At 71.0% G+C, this 15,926-nt stretch carries 14 protein-coding genes; 6 read left to right on the top strand and 8 right to left on the bottom strand.

What is annotated here, in order from left to right:
* Positions 1–27 precede the first annotated feature (27 nt).
* Genes HF999_RS11535 through HF999_RS11520 form a run of 4 tightly spaced genes read right to left on the bottom strand, consistent with a single transcriptional unit; the run spans position 28 to position 4,182 of the window.
* Positions 28–867 (bottom strand): carbohydrate ABC transporter permease, encoded by an 840-nt coding sequence (locus tag HF999_RS11535; RefSeq protein ID WP_168546019.1) that lies wholly within the window; start codon positions 865–867, stop codon positions 28–30.
* Positions 867–1,808, bottom strand: coding sequence for a carbohydrate ABC transporter permease (locus HF999_RS11530; protein ID WP_168546018.1), 942 nt, complete (start codon positions 1,806–1,808; stop codon positions 867–869). The genes HF999_RS11535 and HF999_RS11530 overlap by 1 nt, the downstream gene beginning before the upstream one ends.
* Positions 1,805–3,190, bottom strand: a complete 1,386-nt coding sequence (locus HF999_RS11525) for an ABC transporter substrate-binding protein (protein ID WP_168546017.1) — start codon at positions 3,188–3,190, stop codon at positions 1,805–1,807. The genes HF999_RS11530 and HF999_RS11525 overlap by 4 nt, the downstream gene beginning before the upstream one ends.
* Entirely contained in the window at positions 3,187–4,182 is a 996-nt protein-coding gene (locus HF999_RS11520; RefSeq protein WP_168546016.1) for a sugar-binding transcriptional regulator, read from the bottom strand. The genes HF999_RS11525 and HF999_RS11520 overlap by 4 nt, the downstream gene beginning before the upstream one ends.
* 87 nt (positions 4,183–4,269) lie before the next feature.
* Between HF999_RS11520 and HF999_RS11515 the strand changes: the two genes are divergently transcribed.
* Both HF999_RS11515 and HF999_RS11510 read left to right on the top strand, forming a co-directional pair.
* Positions 4,270–5,310: an NAD(P)-dependent alcohol dehydrogenase gene (locus HF999_RS11515; RefSeq protein ID WP_168546015.1), complete on the top strand. Its 1,041-nt coding sequence runs from the start codon at positions 4,270–4,272 to the stop codon at positions 5,308–5,310.
* Positions 5,307–6,788 carry a mannitol dehydrogenase family protein gene (locus HF999_RS11510; RefSeq protein WP_168546014.1) on the top strand — a complete coding sequence of 494 codons (1,482 nt, stop codon included), beginning with the start codon at positions 5,307–5,309 and terminating at the stop codon, positions 6,786–6,788. Before HF999_RS11515 ends, HF999_RS11510 begins: the two co-directional genes overlap by 4 nt.
* 4 nt (positions 6,789–6,792) lie before the next feature.
* On the opposite strand, the gene HF999_RS11505 is transcribed toward HF999_RS11510, so the two are convergent.
* The gene (locus HF999_RS11505; RefSeq protein WP_168546013.1) at positions 6,793–8,208 is read right to left on the bottom strand and encodes a xylulokinase; all 1,416 of its coding nucleotides are present in this window, start codon (positions 8,206–8,208) and stop codon (positions 6,793–6,795) included.
* A gap of 93 nt (positions 8,209–8,301) precedes the next feature.
* Here HF999_RS11505 and aztD point away from each other — a divergent pair, with 93 nt between their 5' ends.
* From aztD to HF999_RS11490, 3 genes are read left to right on the top strand one after another with little or no spacing between them, the layout of a single operon-like run.
* Positions 8,302–9,561 carry a zinc metallochaperone AztD gene (gene aztD / locus HF999_RS11500; RefSeq protein WP_168546012.1) on the top strand — a complete coding sequence of 420 codons (1,260 nt, stop codon included), beginning with the start codon at positions 8,302–8,304 and terminating at the stop codon, positions 9,559–9,561.
* A gap of 9 nt (positions 9,562–9,570) precedes the next feature.
* Positions 9,571–10,440 (top strand): dephospho-CoA kinase, encoded by an 870-nt coding sequence (gene coaE, locus HF999_RS11495; protein WP_210733728.1) that lies wholly within the window; start codon positions 9,571–9,573, stop codon positions 10,438–10,440.
* A gap of 49 nt (positions 10,441–10,489) precedes the next feature.
* A complete protein-coding gene (locus HF999_RS11490) occupies positions 10,490–12,178 on the top strand; it encodes an amino acid permease (RefSeq protein ID WP_246207659.1) in 1,689 nt (562 codons plus the stop codon).
* A gap of 17 nt (positions 12,179–12,195) precedes the next feature.
* Here HF999_RS11490 and HF999_RS11480 read toward each other — a convergent pair whose 3' ends face one another.
* Both HF999_RS11480 and HF999_RS11475 read right to left on the bottom strand, forming a co-directional pair.
* Positions 12,196–12,753 carry an SWIM zinc finger family protein gene (locus tag HF999_RS11480; protein ID WP_168546011.1) on the bottom strand — a complete coding sequence of 186 codons (558 nt, stop codon included), beginning with the start codon at positions 12,751–12,753 and terminating at the stop codon, positions 12,196–12,198.
* 1 nt (position 12,754) lies between these two features.
* The gene (locus HF999_RS11475; protein ID WP_246207657.1) at positions 12,755–14,503 is read right to left on the bottom strand and encodes a DEAD/DEAH box helicase; all 1,749 of its coding nucleotides are present in this window, start codon (positions 14,501–14,503) and stop codon (positions 12,755–12,757) included.
* A 29-nt stretch (positions 14,504–14,532) separates the two neighbouring features.
* On the opposite strand from HF999_RS11475, the gene HF999_RS11470 reads away from it, so the two are divergent.
* Positions 14,533–15,291, top strand: coding sequence for a TetR/AcrR family transcriptional regulator (locus HF999_RS11470; protein ID WP_168546010.1), 759 nt, complete (start codon positions 14,533–14,535; stop codon positions 15,289–15,291).
* Here the strand turns inward: HF999_RS11470 and HF999_RS11465 are convergent.
* The gene (locus HF999_RS11465) at positions 15,278–15,736 is read right to left on the bottom strand and encodes a ribonuclease FAU-1 family protein (RefSeq protein ID WP_168546053.1); all 459 of its coding nucleotides are present in this window, start codon (positions 15,734–15,736) and stop codon (positions 15,278–15,280) included. The two genes, HF999_RS11470 and HF999_RS11465, sit on opposite strands and share 14 nt — an antisense overlap.
* Positions 15,737–15,926 lie beyond the last annotated feature (190 nt).

Below are 15,926 nucleotides of genomic sequence, written 5' to 3'. Positions count from 1 at the left end.
CCTCCTGAGGATGACGGGTCGGGGCGGCTATTTGATGGCGCCGAAGGACAGGCCGCGGACGAGCTTGTTCTGGGCGATCCAGCCGCAGATGACCACGGGCAGCGCTGCGAGCACCGATGCGGCGGACAGCTTGGCCCAGAACAGCCCCTGGCCGGACATGAAGCCGGTGAGCGCCACCGGCATGGTCTGGGCGTTCACCGCGGTGAGGTTCACCGCGAAGAAGAACTCGTTCCACGAGAAGATCACGCAGATCAGTGCGGTGGCGGCGATGCCGGGGGAGATGATCGGGAGGATCACCTCACGGACCGAGGTCCACAGTCCGGCGCCGTCCATGCCCGCGGCCTCGAGCAGTTCGCTCGGCACCTCGAGGAAGAAGGAGCGCATCATCCACACCGCGATCGGCAGGTTCATCGCGGTGTAGAGGATCACCAGCGTCCAGATGTTGTCGAGCATCCCGATCCGCCCGACGATGACGTACAGCGGGATGATCGCGGCGACGATCGGCAGCATCTTGGTGCTGATGAAGAAGAACAGGGCGTCCTGCGTCTTGCGGACCGGCCGCAGCGAGAGTGCGAACGCGGCCGGCACGCCGAGGAGCAGGACCAGCGTGGTCGAGATGACCGTTGCGAACACCGAGTTGAGCAGCGGGACACCGATACCCGCGTCGAACACCGCCTTGAACTGGTCCAGTGTGGGGACGAAGAACACGGTCGGCGGGCGTGTGGCGGCGTCGCTCTCCTGCTTGAAGGCCGTCAACACCATCCACAGGACGGGGAAGAAGAAGCCGATGGCGATGATCCAGGTGAGCGCAGTGAGGGCGCCGCCCTTGGGGTCCCGCCGTTTGCGCGGGGCGATGGTCGTGGACATCAGGCTGCTTCCTCTCCGGCGCTGAAGCTCGTGAAGATCAGGCGGATCGCGAGCGTCGAAACGACGATCGTGCCGATCACGGTGACGACGCCCATGGCCGCGGCCTGGCCGATGTCGAAGCCGAGGAAGGCACGCTGATAGATGTAGAAGGGCAGGTTGGAGCTGGCGACGCCCGGCCCGCCCGAGGTCATCATGTACACCGCATCGAAGGTGTTGACCAGGTAGATGGCGCCCAGGACGGCGCCGAGCTCGATGAACCGCCGCAGGTGCGGCAGGGTCAGCTCGCGGAACAACCGGAAGCTGGTGGCGCCGTCCACCCGGGCGGCCTCCTGCACATCGCGCGGCATGGACTGCAGCCCCGCGAGGATCAGCAGCATCATGAACGGCGTCCACTGCCAGACGAGTTCGGCGACGACCGACGCCAGCGGGTACTCGGACAGGAAGTCGATGTGGATGCCGAGCGGGCTCAGTACCCACGCCAGCAGGCCGTTGGTGGGCGAGAGCAGGCTCGTCTTCCACAGCAGTGCCGCGGCCACCGGGGTCACCAGGAAGGGGGTGATGAGCAGCGTGCGGACCACGCCGCGCCCCAGGAACTTCCGGTCCAACAGCAGTGCCAGGACGAGTCCGAGGATCACCGAGATCACGACGGTGCCCACGATGAGCAGGACCGTGTTGACGGTGACCGTCCAGAACTGGGTGTCCCGGAACACCTCGACGTAGTTGCCCAGCCAGTTGAACTTCCGGGAGCCCGGCCGCACCAGGTTCCAGGATTGGGTGGAGTAGTAGAGCGTCACCAGGAACGGGATCTGGGTGACGATCACCATGAAGATCAGCGCGGGCAGCAGTGGCCCGCGGCGGCGCCACGCCTCGGCGCGGCTGATCCGATCGCGCTTGGAGCGCAGCGCGGGCGGCGCGTTCGTCGGTGTGGTGGTCGTGGTCATCGATCCGCTCCCGTCGTGTCCTTGCCGTCGCGGTAGCTCTTCCCGACCACTTCGGCGTACTTCTGCGACTGGGCCAGTGCGTCGTCGACCGAGATCTGGCCGGCGATGGCGGCGCTGATCTGCTGGCTGACGCGGGTGCCCAGGTCCTGGAACTCGGGGATCGCCAGGAACTGGATGCCGGTGTAGGGCACCGGTTCGAGGGTGGGCTTCGCCTGGTCCGCCGCGAGCATCGAGTCCAGGGTCTGCTTGGCGAAGGTTGCCGAGAGATCCTTGTAGGCGGGCAGCTCGTAGGTCGAGAGCCGGCTACCCGGCGGTACCCTGCTCGGCCCCAGCTTGTCGGCGACGCCGGCGATGTACTGCTTGCTCGTCATCCAGGACACGAACTTCCAGGCGTCCGATGCCCGCTTGCTCTTGGCGGGGATCCCCAGGGACCAGGTGTAGAGCCAGCCGTTGCCGGACTTCGCCATCTTCGGTGCCGCGACGTATCCGACCTGGCCGGCGATCTTGGAGGTCTCCGGACTCTCGAGCGAGGAGACGGCGGCGGTGGAGTCGTACCACATCGCGGCCTGGCCCTGCGCCAACAGGTTTCCGCATTCCTGGAAGCCCGTGGACGCTGCGCCGGCCTCGCCGTAGTCGCGCACCGTGTCGACGTAGAACTTCACCGCGGCGCGTACCTCGGGGGAGTCGAACTGCGGACGCCACTGCTCGTCGAACCACCGCCCGCCGAAGGCGTTGATGACGGTGTTCAGCGGAGCGAGCACCTCTCCCCAGCCCGGCTTGCCGCGCAGGCAGATCCCCGCCACGTCGCGCGAGTGCAGCTTGCGCGCCGCGTCGGCGACCTCGGGCCACGTGGGCTCGGCGGGCAGCGTGATGCCTGCCTTGGCGAACATCTGCTTGTTGTACATCAGGAACGAGGACTCGCCGTAGAACGGAACGGAGTACATCCGGCCCTGGTACGAGAGGGCTTCGCGCAGGGTCGGGATGAAGTCGCCCGGGTCGTAGGAGGGGTCGCGATCCATGTACGCGGAAAGGTCGGTGAGCCATCCGTTCTGGGCCCACATCCGCGTCTCGTAGTTGCTGATCATCACGACGTCGAACTCGCCGCCGCCGGTGGAGACCGACGCGGTGATCTTGGCCCGCGCCTCGTTCTCGGAGAGCGTGACGAACTTGAGCCGCACCCCCGGATTCGCGCGCTCGAACTCGGGGGCGAGGCCCACCGCGTCCGTCATCTGCGAGTTCGACACCATGGCGACGGTCACCGCGGAGGAGCCCCCGTCGGTGAACACACCCGCCCCCGCGCACCCGGCGAGGAGCGTCGTCACGGCGGCGAGACCGCCCGCGGCCGCTGCGCGGCACCGTACGGATCTACTGATCACGGTCATCCCTTCTGTTCGGCGAGCAGCCACTGCGCGGTGGTGCGGTCCGTGACCAGGGAGGTCGCGAAGCCGCCGCGCAGGGCGCCCAGGATCGATTCCCGGCGGTGCTCCCCGCCGGAGGTGAGAATCGCTGTGGGGCACCGTCGGACGTCGTCCAAGGGGACCGAGACGGTGCGGTCGACGAGGGACGAGGCGACGGGGGTGCCGTCGGCGGCGTAGAACCGTCCCCCGATCTCTCCGACGGCGCCGAGGTCGCGGAGCTCGCCGAGGACCTCGATGTCGATGTACGCGCCCTCGAAAAGGGTGGTCGACGTGGAGACGGAGCCGACGCCGAACAGCATCACCTGGGCCGTGCGTGCGGCCTCCAGGGCCTGGGAGACGATCGAATCGCGCTCGAGCGCCCGCACGGTGTCGGGGTCCGCGAACAGCGGGGCGACCAGCCGGACGGGCCGCGCGGCCAGCCGCTCGGAGAAACGGCCCAGCGCGTGATCGACCCCGGTGTGGTACTCGACGGAGGTCATCGACCCGTCCATCTGCACGACGCGGGCGCACGTCGCACCGCCGCCCAGCGCGTCGGCGACCGCCACCTGCTCGGGGCCCCAGGTGAAGCCGAAGGTATCAGCGGCCTGGAGCCGTCGCGCGAGGACGGATGCGCCCGCCCGTCCGAGAGCGGCGTCGCCCGAGGGGGTTCCGTCGGCGTCCTCGGCGATGACGAGTGCCTCGGTGAGGCCGAAGGCCGTCTCCAGGTCACGCTCCAGATCCGGGTGGATGGAGCCGGCGAGGTGCGGCGGCGCGGCGACGCTGACGGTGACGAGCCCCTGCGCGCGGGCACGGGCGACGAGACGCCCGGCCGTGGGGCGGGAGACGCCGAGGCGCTCGGCGATCTGCGCCTGGGTGAGGCCCTCGAGGTGGTACATGGTGGCCGCTCGGACGAGCAGGCGCACATCGTGGCCGGGCTCTGCCGGGGTGCGTTGCGGTGATGGCACGCGATGCTCCATCGGTCTCGTGAGCAAATGCTTACTAGCAGTGATTGTGCTCACTACGCTAACATCGGGGGTGTGACCCAGGCAACAGTTTCGAGTGAAATGCGTGTGAGCGTGCTGCACCCCGGGGGCCGGATCGCCCTCGAGACCAGGCCCGTTCCGGAGCCCGATCCCGGTGATGTGCTGATCGAGGTGGCGGCGGTCGGCGTCTGCGGATCCGATACCCACTACCTGCGCCACGGACGGATCGGCGCGTTCGAGGTGACCGCGCCGCTGGTCCTCGGGCACGAGGCATCGGGCCGGATCGTCGCGGTCGGCGAGGGAGTGCCCGCCGAGCGGATCGGCCAGCGGGTGTCCATCGAGCCCCAGCGCCCGGATCCGTACAGCGCGGAGTCCCTCCGCGGCGAATACAACCTCTGCCCGGCCATGCGGTTCTACGCCACCCCGCCCGTCGACGGTGCCCTGGCCGACTACGTGACCATCGGGTCGGCCTTCGCGCACGCGGTCCCGGATACGGTGTCCGACGAGGCGGCCGCCCTGTTCGAGCCGCTCTCGGTGGGGATCGCCGCCCTGCGCAAGGCGGCGGTCGGTCTCGGCGGCTCGGTTCTGATCGCCGGCGCCGGCCCGATCGGCCTGCTGTGCGCGCAGGTGGCGCGGGCGTCCGGGGTCACGCGGATCGTCGTGACCGACCCCGATCCCGGGCGGCGCCGCGCCGCAGAGCGTTTCGGTGCCACCCGCGCCGTCGACCCCGGCCTCGGACCCGACACCGTCGGGGACGGCTTCGACGCCTTCGTCGACGCGTCGGGGGCGCCGCCCGCGATCCGGTCCGGCATCCGCGCCGTGCGGCCCGGCGGGCGGGTCGTGCTCGTGGGGATGGGCGCCGACGACCTCGAACTACCCGTCTCGCTCATCCAGTCCCGAGAGTTGGTGCTCACCGGCGTCTTCCGGTACGCCAACACCTGGCCCACCGCCATCGCGCTCGCCGCCGAGGGGCGCGTCGACCTCGACGGGATGGTGACCGGCCGGTTCCCGCTCGAGCAGGCGGAGGCGGCCCTCAACGCCGACCGTGATCCGGGCGGCATCAAGGCGGTCGTCCACCCGCGCCCCCGTATCGACGAGACCATCACCGAGGAGCAGTCATGACCGCACCGATCGCGTTGAATCAGCAAGCGTTGCCGTTGATCACCGATGTCGCAGTGCCCGCGTACGACCGATCGGCCGTACGCGCGGGGATCGTCCACTTCGGCGTGGGCGGCTTCCATCGGGCCCACCAGAGCGTCTACGTCGACCGGATCCTCGGGGCCGACCCCGGTGCCGCCGGGTGGGGCATCTGCGGCGTCGGACTGCGCCCCTCCGACGCCTCGATGCGCGACGCCCTCGTGCCCCAGGACGGGCTCTACACGCTCACCCTCAAGCACCCCGACGGTGCCGCGGAGACCTCGGTCGTCGGCTCGATCATCGAGTACCTGTTCGCCCCGGACGATCCGGAAGCGGTGATCGAACGGCTCGCCGCGCCCGAGGTCCGCATCGTCTCGCTCACCATCACCGAGGGCGGGTACAACTTCTCGGCGACCACGGGCGAGTTCGACGCGGAGAACCCGGACGTGCGACACGATCTCAAGCCGGGCGCGGTCCCGCGCACCGTCTTCGGTTACGTGACCGAGGCGCTGCGCCGGCGCCGCGACCGCGGAGTCCCGGCGTTCACGGTGATGTCCTGCGACAACATCGAGGGCAACGGTCACGTCGCGCACCACACCTTCGGGGCGTTCGCGCGGCTCGCCGACCCCGCGCTCGCGGACTGGATCGAAGCGCACGTGCGGTTCCCGAACTCGATGGTGGATCGGATCACCCCGGCCACGCCGGCCGCGCTGCGTGGCGAGGTCGCCGCCCGGACGGGCGTCGACGACCGGTGGCCCGTCGTCGCGGAGCCCTACACCCAGTGGGTCCTCGAAGACGCCTTCGGTCACGGCCGCCCGCGGTTCGAGGACGCCGGTGTCCAGGTGGTCGACGATGTCGCTCCGTACGAGCTCATGAAGCTGCGCCTGCTCAACGCCGGCCATCAGACGCTGGGGCACTTCGCACGCCTGCTGGGGTACGAGTACGTGCACGACGCGGCCGCCGATCCCGACATCCGCGAGCTGCTCCGCAGGTATATGCAGGACGAGGCGCGGCCCACCTTGCGTCCCGTTCCCGGCATGGATCTGGACGACTACATCGACACCCTGCTCGACCGGTTCTCCAATCCCGCCATCGCCGACACGGTGGCACGGCTGTGCCAGGACGCCTCCGATCGGATTCCGAAATGGCTGGTGCCCGTGATCGCCTCGCGACTCGACGACGGTGGCTCCGCGCCGCTGGCCGCCGCGGTCGTGGCGGCATGGACCCGCGGCTGCGAGGGCGTCGACGACACCGGCGCCCCGATCGTGCCGGCCGACCGGGCGGCGGAGGTCCTCGCCGAGCGCGCCGAGCGCTCGCGGACCGAGCCGCTCGCCTTCGTGGCGGTGCCCGACCTGTTCGGCGACCTCGCGGACCGGCCGGGGTTCACCCGGCCCTACCTCGCCGCGCTGGTCTCGTTGCGGGAGCGGGGAGCTCGCGCGACGCTGCGCGAGCTGCTGGGGTGATGACTCACGGGCGCTCGAGTACCAGCTCGGCGGCCTCCCGGAACCGGGCGTAGACCTCGGGCGTCGCCGCCGCCGTGAAGGTCCGGGCGCTCGGGCGCGTCCAGGCCGGGGCGGGGCCGTCGGGTCGCAGCGCCCACGCCGCCTGTCGGGCAGCGCCCCGGGCCACGTACTCGCCGTCCTCGGGGAAGTCGACGGTGCGCCCGAACACCGCGGGCGCGATCTCCCGGACCGCGTCCGAGCGTCCACCGCCGCCGACGACGAGGATCCGCTCGACGGTGGTGCCCTGCGCGGTGATCGCGTCCAGGCAGAACCGGAGCGAGCACAGCAGCCCCTCCACGGCGGCGCGGGCGATGTTCTCCCGAGTGAGGTTCGACCCGGTGACGCCCTGCAGTGATCCCGTGGCGTTCGGGAGGTTCGGTGAGCGTTCCCCGGCGAAGAAGGGCACGAGGACCAGCCCCTCCGCGCCGGCGGGTGCGGCCAGCGCGAGCCGAGCGAACTCACCGAGGTCGACGCCCAGCATCCGAGCGGTCGCCGCGAGCACGGGAGCGCCGTTGAGGGTGCAGACGAGCGGTAGCTGATGCCCTGTGGCATCGGCGAATCCGGCCACGATGCCCGACGGGTCGCGCGGCGCCGTCGTCGTCACCGCGCTCACGACACCGGAGGTCCCCAGGGAGACGATGCCGTCGCCGGGCCGCGCATCCAGGCCGAGTGCGGCACCCGCGTTGTCGCCGGCGCCCGCGCCGAGGAGTGTGCCGGGGCGCAGCGGACCGTCGGCGGTGGTGACCGGCACGGACTCCGCCGGGCCGAGGACGCGGGGGAGTGCGGGCCGCCGCCCGCGGAACGCGAGTTCGAGGATGTCCGTGCGGTACTCGCCGGTCGCGGCGCTGAAGTAGCCGGTGCCGGACGCGTCGGAACGGTCCGTGACGAGCCCGTCGAGCCCGCCGCCGCCCAGCTGTGAAGTGAGCCAGTCATGGGGGAGGCAGACGGCCGCGGTCGCGTCCGCGTGCGCCGGTTCGGCGTCCGCCAGCCAACGCAGCTTCGCGGCCGTGAACGCGGCCACCGGGACGACGCCCACGGCGTCCGCCCACCGCTGCGGGCCGCCGAACTCGGCGACGAGCCGATCGGCGGCACCGGCGGAGCGGGTGTCGTTCCACAGCAGGGCGTCCCGCACCACGGAGCCGTCCCGGTCGAGGCACACCATGCCGTGCTGCTGGGCGCCGACCGAGGCCGCGGCCACGTCGTCGAGCCCGCCCGCGGCGCGGGTGGCGACTGCGAGCGCGTCCAGCCACGCCGAGGGCGCGACCTCCGTACCAGGCGGGTGCGGGGCGGAGCCCGAACGGACGACCTCGCCCGAGTCCGCGTCGCACACCACGACCTTGCAGGACTGCGTGGACGAATCGATACCGGCGACGAGTGTCATGGTCGCGATCATCGCAGACGGGCCGGCGGCGCATGCATGTATCGCCATGGAGAGTTTTGACAATGATTTTCAAGAGTCGTTACACATGTCGTCATGTCCAAGCATCGAAAGCTCGCCGTCCCGCTCCTCGCCGCCGCGCTGCTGGCCGCCGGATGCGGTTCCTCCCAGCCCGATCCGGCACCGTCGACGACCGCCTCCGGCTCCGACGCCGACGCGCCCGGCGGCGCCACCGAGCAGCGCCGCGCCGCGCCGCGGCTCGCCGTGACCTACGACGGCGGCGTGCAGGTCGTGGACGCCACGACGCTGCAGAAGGTCGCCGACCTGCCCGGCGAGGGCTATCTCCGGGTGAACCCCGCCGGCGACGGACGGCACGTGTTCCTCTCCGAGGGAACGGGATTCCGGCTCCTCGACCTCGGCACGTGGTCCGCCCCGCACGGCGACCATCAGCACTTCTACACCTCCGCGCCCCGTCGCACGGACATCCGGGTGGCGGCGCCGGAGCCGGGCCACGTGGTTCGGCACGACGGCCGAACCGTGTTGTTCGCGGACGGCACGGGCGCGGTGACCTCCTTCCCGTCCGGCGCGGTTGCCGACCCCAATGCGCCCCGTGCGACCTACACGGCGCCGAAGCCCCACCACGGGGTCGCCGTGGAGCGTGCGGACGGCTCGATGCTGATCACCCTCGGTGATGAGAAGACCCGTACCGGCGTCGCGATCCTCGACAAGGACCGGAAGGAGATCGCGCGCAACGAACAGTGCCCGGGCGTGCACGGAGAGGGCGCCGCCGAGGGCGGCGTCGTGCTCTTCGGTTGCGAGGACGGCGTTCTCGTGGTGCGCGGTAATGACATCGTCAAGACCGCGGCGCCCACGCCCGGCTACGCGCGCACCGGCAATGTGGCCGCGACCGAGGCGCACGCCGTCGTCCTCGGCGACTACAAGGTGGACAAGGCCGCGAAGCCCGAGCGGCCCACCCGGGTCAGTCTCATCGACACCCGCACCGGTGCGGTGAAGCTCGTCGACCTGCCCGCCTCCTACAGCTTCCGCTCCCTCGCGCGGGGGCAGTTCGGCGAGGCGCTGGTGCTCGGGACGGACGGCGTCCTGCGGGTACTCGACCCGGAGACGGGATCGGTGGCGCGCGAGGTACGCGTGACCGAGCCCTGGATCGAGGACGCGAACTGGCAGGAGCCGCGGCCCGCGGTGTTCACCCTGGGCTCGACCGCGTATGTCACCGAACCCGCCACGAGGGCGATCGTCGCCGTCGACATCCCGTCGGGGAAGGAGCTCCGGCGCGGCGTGCTCGAGCACACCCCGGACGAGGTGTCCGGCGTACCCGGGGTGTCGGACACTCACTAGTCTGGGCACATGTTGCGGATCGGACTCACGGGTGGCATCGGTGCGGGCAAGTCGACGGTGGCGAAGGAACTCGCCGCCCTCGGCGCCGTGATCGTGGACGGCGACAAGATCGCCCGCGAGGTGGTGGAGCCAGGGACACCGGGGCTCGCCGCGCTCGTCGAGGCGTTCGGCGAGGGCATCCTCGCCGACGACGGCAGCCTCGACCGCCCGGCCCTTGCGGCGATCGCCTTCTCGGACGACGAGTCCCGCGCGAAGCTCAACGCGATCACCCACCCGCTGGTGGGCGCGCGGTCGGCCGAGTTGATCGAGGCCGCCGGGCCGGATGCGGTGATCGTGCAGGACATTCCGCTCCTGGTCGAGAACAAGCTGGCACCGATGTTCCACCTCGTGATCATCGTGTGGGTCGACGCGGAGGAGCGCGTGCGCCGGCTCGTCGGATCGCGCGGCATGGCCGAGGACGACGCCCGCGCGCGGATCGCCGCCCAGGCGACCGACGAGCAGCGCCGCGCCGTCGCCGACGTCTGGCTCGAGAACACCGGGACGGAGGAGGCGACCCGCGCGGCGGTACGCGCCCTCTGGGCGGACCGGATCGACCCCTTCGCCGAGAACGTCGCCGCGCACCGTCCGGCCGACGGGGCCCCGCTGCTCGACGATCCCGCCTACGACGAGCGGCTGGTCGGGCGGCTGTGGGTCACCCTCGGCGCGGACGCGGCCTCCGTCACGGCCGACGGTGCCGCCGCCGTCGTCGTGCTCGCCGACGGCGTGGCCGTGGACGCGGTCTCCGACCGGCTCGCGGATGCCGGGTTCGCCCCCGTCGGGGAAGGCCTGTTCCGTGGCTCGGATCCCGGTCGCGCTGTGCGGGTGCGTATCGAGGCGTAGGTTCACACACCGGGGGCCGATCGAGCCACTACGACCAGACGAGGTGTGTATGTCCGAGACGCGATCCAGTGCCGCGCCCCCGCCGGCTATCTCCCGCGAGGACGAGGGATACAACAAGGGCATCAAGCCGCGCCAGTTGCAGATGATCGCGATCGGCGGTGCGATCGGCACCGGCCTGTTCCTCGGTGCCGGCGGCCGCCTCCGGGATGCCGGACCCGGCCTGTTCCTCGTCTACGCGGTGTGCGGCGTCTTCGTCTTCCTCATCCTCCGTGCCATGGGGGAGTTGGTGCTGCACCGCCCCTCGTCGGGCTCCTTCGTCTCCTACGCCCGCGAGTTCTACGGGGAGAAGGCGGCATTCGTCGCCGGGTGGATGTACTTCCTGAACTGGGCGATGACCGCGATCGTCGACACGACGGCGATCGCGACCTACTTCCACTTCTGGAAGGCCTTCGACCCGATCCCGCAGTGGCTGCTCGCGCTGATCGCCCTGGTCATCGTCCTGTCGGTGAACCTGGTGTCCGTCAAGCTGTTCGGCGAGATGGAGTTCTGGGCGGCGCTGATCAAGGTCGTCGCGCTGGTCGCCTTCCTCGTGGTGGGCACCGTGTTCCTCGCCGGCCGGTACGAGATCCAGGGCGCGAGCACGGGACTCGGCATGGTCTCGCATCACGGCGGCTGGTTCCCGACCGGCGTACTGCCCCTGGTGGTCGTGACCTCGGGCGTGGTGTTCGCTTACGCCGCAGTCGAACTCGTGGGTACCGCGGCCGGGGAGACCGAGAACCCCGAGAAGGTCATGCCGCGCGCGATCAACTCGGTGATCGCCCGTATCGCGATCTTCTACGTCGGTTCCATCGTGCTCCTGGCGCTGCTGCTGCCCTACACGGAGTACTCCAGCAAGCAGAGTCCGTTCGTCACCTTCTTCTCGAAGCTCGGTTTCGACGGTGCGGGCGATCTCATGAACGTCGTGGTGCTGACAGCGGCCTTCTCGAGCCTCAACGCGGGCCTCTACTCGACCGGCCGCATTCTGCGGTCGATGGCGATGAACGGCAGCGGTCCGAAGTTCACGGGGGTGATGTCCAAGCACGGCGTGCCCTACGGCGGCATTCTCCTGACCGCGGTGATCTGCTTGTTCGGCGTGGTGCTCAACGCCTTCAACCCAGGTCAGGCCTTCGAGATCGTCCTCAACGTCTCGGCGCTGGGGATCCTATCCTCCTGGGCGACCATCGTGCTGTGCCAGATGAAGCTCAAGAGTGAGGCCGACGCCGGGCGCATGACCAGGCCCGCCTTCCGAATGCCCCTGGCGCCCTGGTCGGCGTACATCACACTCGCGTTCCTGTTCGCGGTGCTGGTGCTGATGGGCTTCGACCGGCCGATCGGGACGTGGACGGTGGCCAGCCTGGTCGTCATCATTCCCATGCTGATCGGCGGCTGGTACCTGGTGCGGGGCCGGGTGATCGAGGAGGCCCGCGCCCGCGAGGGCTACACCGGCGAGTTCCCGGTCGTCGCGAATGTGCCGGTCGATGCGGGCAGCGGGAAGCCGTCGTGGTTGCGCCGCTTCTACGACCGGTATCGCGACGCCTCACGGCCGCCGTTGTACGGCATGGCTCTGGTGTTCGCCGGCATGGCCGTCGTCGCGGTGACCGCGTACTACCACCTCGGATGGTGGTCCGTCATCGGCTACGTCGTCGCCGCCGTGATGGCGATCGTCGGATTCGTGCTGGCCTTCCGCGACCTCTCGTAGTCCGCGGCGCGCGGTCGCTACGGGGCGGCCACCGCGAAGTAGTCCCTGGAGTGCAGCGCCGCCAACGGTGTCCAGCGCGGAACGGGCCGGCCGTCGGTGGATTCCTCCGTGGTCGCGGCGGCACCGGACCTCTGGAGCGTCAGTGCGGTGACGGGCTCGTGATCGACGAGCGTCGCGAGGGCGTACACCGCCGCGAGGACGTGTAGGCACATCGTCGACCGGGCCTTGCACGAGCAGTCGGCGGCATCGAGGACCGGCGCCGGACGATGGCCCAGTGCCACCAGGGCGGCGTGGGCGGCATCGTCGGGCTCCGAGCGGGAGCCGAGCGCCTCGCGCAGTGCCTGGGCGGCGGCGGGCGCCATCGGCGCGAATTCGAGGTGGGCCACCGACGCGCTCGCGCCGCTGTGCACGAGCGCGCTGACGCGGCCACCGTCGACCTCGAGCGTCACGCCGCCGTTGCGGGCGATCATTCGGGCCCGCGGCGCGTGCGTATTGGAGGTCCGCGCCGAGATCGGTTCGGCGATGCGCACGAGATCCGCGCCCCAGGTGGTGAATCCGAACGGGTTCACGGCCATGTCAGTTCTCCCGGTTCCGACGCAGGACGTCCAGTAGGCGCTCATCGTCGAGCGCGGCGAGTTCGGAGACGATCGGGCCGTCGTCGGCGTGCACGCCGAGCAGCGCCTTGCGGCGGTGCATCTCGTCGATGTGCTCCTCGAGCGTGGTGGCGGTGGTCAGCGTGGTGACCGTGACGGGGCGGTCCTGGCCGATGCGGTGGGCGCGGTCCGTCGCCTGCGCCTCGACGGCGGGGTTCCACCATCGGTCGTAGTGGAGCACCTCACTGGCGCGGGTGAGGGTCAGGCCGGTCCCGCCCGCCTTGACGCTCATGACGAGGATCGCCGGGCCCGTCCCGGACTGGAAGCCGTCGGCGATCGCGGTGCGCTCGGCGGGGGAGAGGCCGCCGTGGAAGAACGGCACGGGCTCGCCGAGCAGCGACGATGCGGCCCGGGCCAGCAGCTCGCCCGTCTCGCGGTACTGCGTGAACACCAGGGTCGGACGGTGCGCGGCGACGTTCGCCTCGAGGAGGTCCATCGCCACGTCGAGCTTGCCGGAGCGGCCGGACTTGAGGGATCGTGCCGCACCGTCGACCAGGTCGGGGTGGTTGCAGATCTGCTTGAGCGTCGTCAGCACCGCGAGCAGGCGTCCGTGGCGCTCGAGCCCGCTGCCGAATCCGTCGTCCGCGGCACGGACGAGACATGCGTCGTAGCGGCGGGCCTGTTCGTCGCTGAGGTCGCAGAGGATCGGGTTGTCGATCTTCGGTGGGAGCGCCCCGGCCGCCCGTTCCTTGGTGCGGGCCAGCATGACCGGCGCGACAGCGGCGCGCAGGCGGCGCAGTGCACCGTCGTCCCCGGACTCGACGGCGCGCGTGAACCGGCGACGGAACACAGCCTTCACCGGAAATATCCGCGGAGCGACCACACGCAGAATCGCCCAGAGGTCGTCCAGCGAGTTCTCGATCGGGGTACCGGTCAGTGCGATTCGGAACTCGGCGTTCAGGTCGCGAGCCGCACGGGAGACCTGTGTCCGCGGATTCTTCAGGGTGTGCGCCTCGTCGAACACGACCGCCGTCCACCGCGTCGCCGCGAGTTCGGGCGCCGACAGGCGGAGCCGGGCGTAGGAGACGATCGTGACCTCGCCGAGGAGCGCCGGCGCGAACCGCGCGATCTCCCGCCGCCAGTTGGTCGCCAGGCTCGTGGGGCAGACGACGAGGTGCGGGCCAGGTCCGAGCCGGGTGAGCGCGGCGATCGCCTGCAGAGTCTTGCCGAGGCCCATCTCGTCGGCGAGGAGCGCGCCGCCCTGATCGTGCAGGGTGCGGAGCAGCCAGGCCACGCCCGCGGCCTGGTAGGGGCGCGGTTTCGCGTCGAGGACGCCGTCGAGTGTCACGGCGGTCGCGACGGTGTCCGCGAACGCGGCCGTCGCGTAGGTCGCGGACGTGATCGCCGTGCCCGTCGGATCCGGCTCCGCGTGCGCCGCGATCGGCAGCGGCGCCTCCTCGCCCCGGCACCACGCGGACCACGCGGCCTGCGACGCCGACCCCGCCCCGCCCGGCAGGGCGGTCACGTCGACGAGGTCGCAGCGGACGTCCCGGGCGGCGAGGGCGCCGTCGACGGGGACGACGAGGGGGAGGAGCGTTGCGCGCGCGGGATCGTCGAGGTCGTGGGAGGACCAGAGGGCGAACTGGTGCAGGTCGGGGAGGTAGGTGACTTCGAGGCTCAGGGTGCGTCCTTCACAGGAGTCGAATAGAGTACGTTGTACGGAGTACGTCAACAGTGTACATCGTACGGAGAAAGAAGGCGATGAATCCCGAAGACGAGGGCCGGGCGCTGGTCCGGCTGCTGTGGCGGTCGGAGACCGGCGAGCCCGCCCGGGCCCGCAAGGGGCCCAAACAGCGGCTCACCGTCGACGAGGTGGTGCGATCCGCGATCGGGCTCGCCGACGCGGAGGGGCTGGCCGCCGTCACCATGCGTGCCCTGAGCGCGCGCCTCGGCGTCGGACCGATGAGCGTGTACACCTACGTCCCGACCCGTGACGTGCTGGTGGCGCTCATGGTCGATGCGGTCGCGCAGGAGCAGCCCGCGGTCCGGCGCCTCACGACACTGCGGGAGTCGCTCGCCGCCGCCGTGCGGGCGCGCCGCGACGAGTACCTCGTGCACACCTGGCTGCTCGACGCCCCGTCGTGGCGTGACGTGCTCGGCCCGGGGCGGATCGCGCAGTACGAGGCGCAACTCGCGCTCCTGGAGGATCTGCCGATCGGAGACATCGAGCGCGACTGGCTGCTCGTGCTGCTGGAGAGCTTCGCCGCGGGCGCGGCGCGGAGTGCCGGGGCGCGCGGCGCGGCCTCGCGGCCGCTGACGGACGCGCAGTGGTGGGGGGTCGTCGGGCCGGAGCTGGCCGCCGTCATGCCGCCCGGCGGGTTCCCCCTCGCGGCGCGCGTGGGCACCGCCGTGGGTGAGTACTACAGCGCGCCCGGCGATCCCGACGCCGGCTTCGAGCTGGGCCTGCAGGTACTGCTCGACGGCCTCGAAGCCAGGATTCCCGGTCTCAGCGCCACCTGATCGGCGCGCCCTCCGCGGCCAGCCACGCATCCACGTCGTGCCCGTGCGCCGTGACCCCGGCCACGGCGCGGGTCGCGGCGAGGATCGCGCGTTCCGCGTCCTGGTGGCTCAGCAGGTCGGCGGAGGTCGCGGCCACCAGCTCGTCGACATCGATCAGCTCGATCGGGCGGCCGGGGTGCTCGACCAGGTCGAGGTACCAGTCCTCGGTGTGCCACAGGTTCCCGTCGCGCCACACCCGTGCCACGTCGAGGTAGACCCGCTGGTCCCGCTCGTTGCCGGGGGTGAAGTGGAAGATGTTGGCCCGCAGGTCGAACGCCGGGAGCAGCCAGGACTCCAGCGCGTCGAACTTCGGGTGGTCGGAGCGACGGAACATGTACAGCCCGAAGGTCGTCTCTCGGAACTCCTCGACCTCGCGCACGAACCCCTTCGGGTCGGTGTTGGTCATCGCCGGCGGGTCCAGCACCTCCCGCTTGGGCGGATGGATCGCGCCGTCGTCCACCGCGGGATCGGCGGCGAGGCGGAGCACCAGCGTGACCTCGGTCCGGCCCCGCGGCCTGCCGGCGACGGCGCCGGTCGGCCGGAATCCGGCGCGCCGCAGCAGCGCCGCGAGCGCATCGTCGTGCGTGCGCACCAGG

This window comes from Tsukamurella spumae (assembly GCF_012396015.1).
GTDB classification, from domain to species: domain Bacteria; phylum Actinomycetota; class Actinomycetes; order Mycobacteriales; family Mycobacteriaceae; genus Tsukamurella; species Tsukamurella spumae.
The sequence above is the reverse complement of the archived record's forward strand: the minus strand, read 5'-3'. Positions and strand labels throughout refer to the sequence as shown.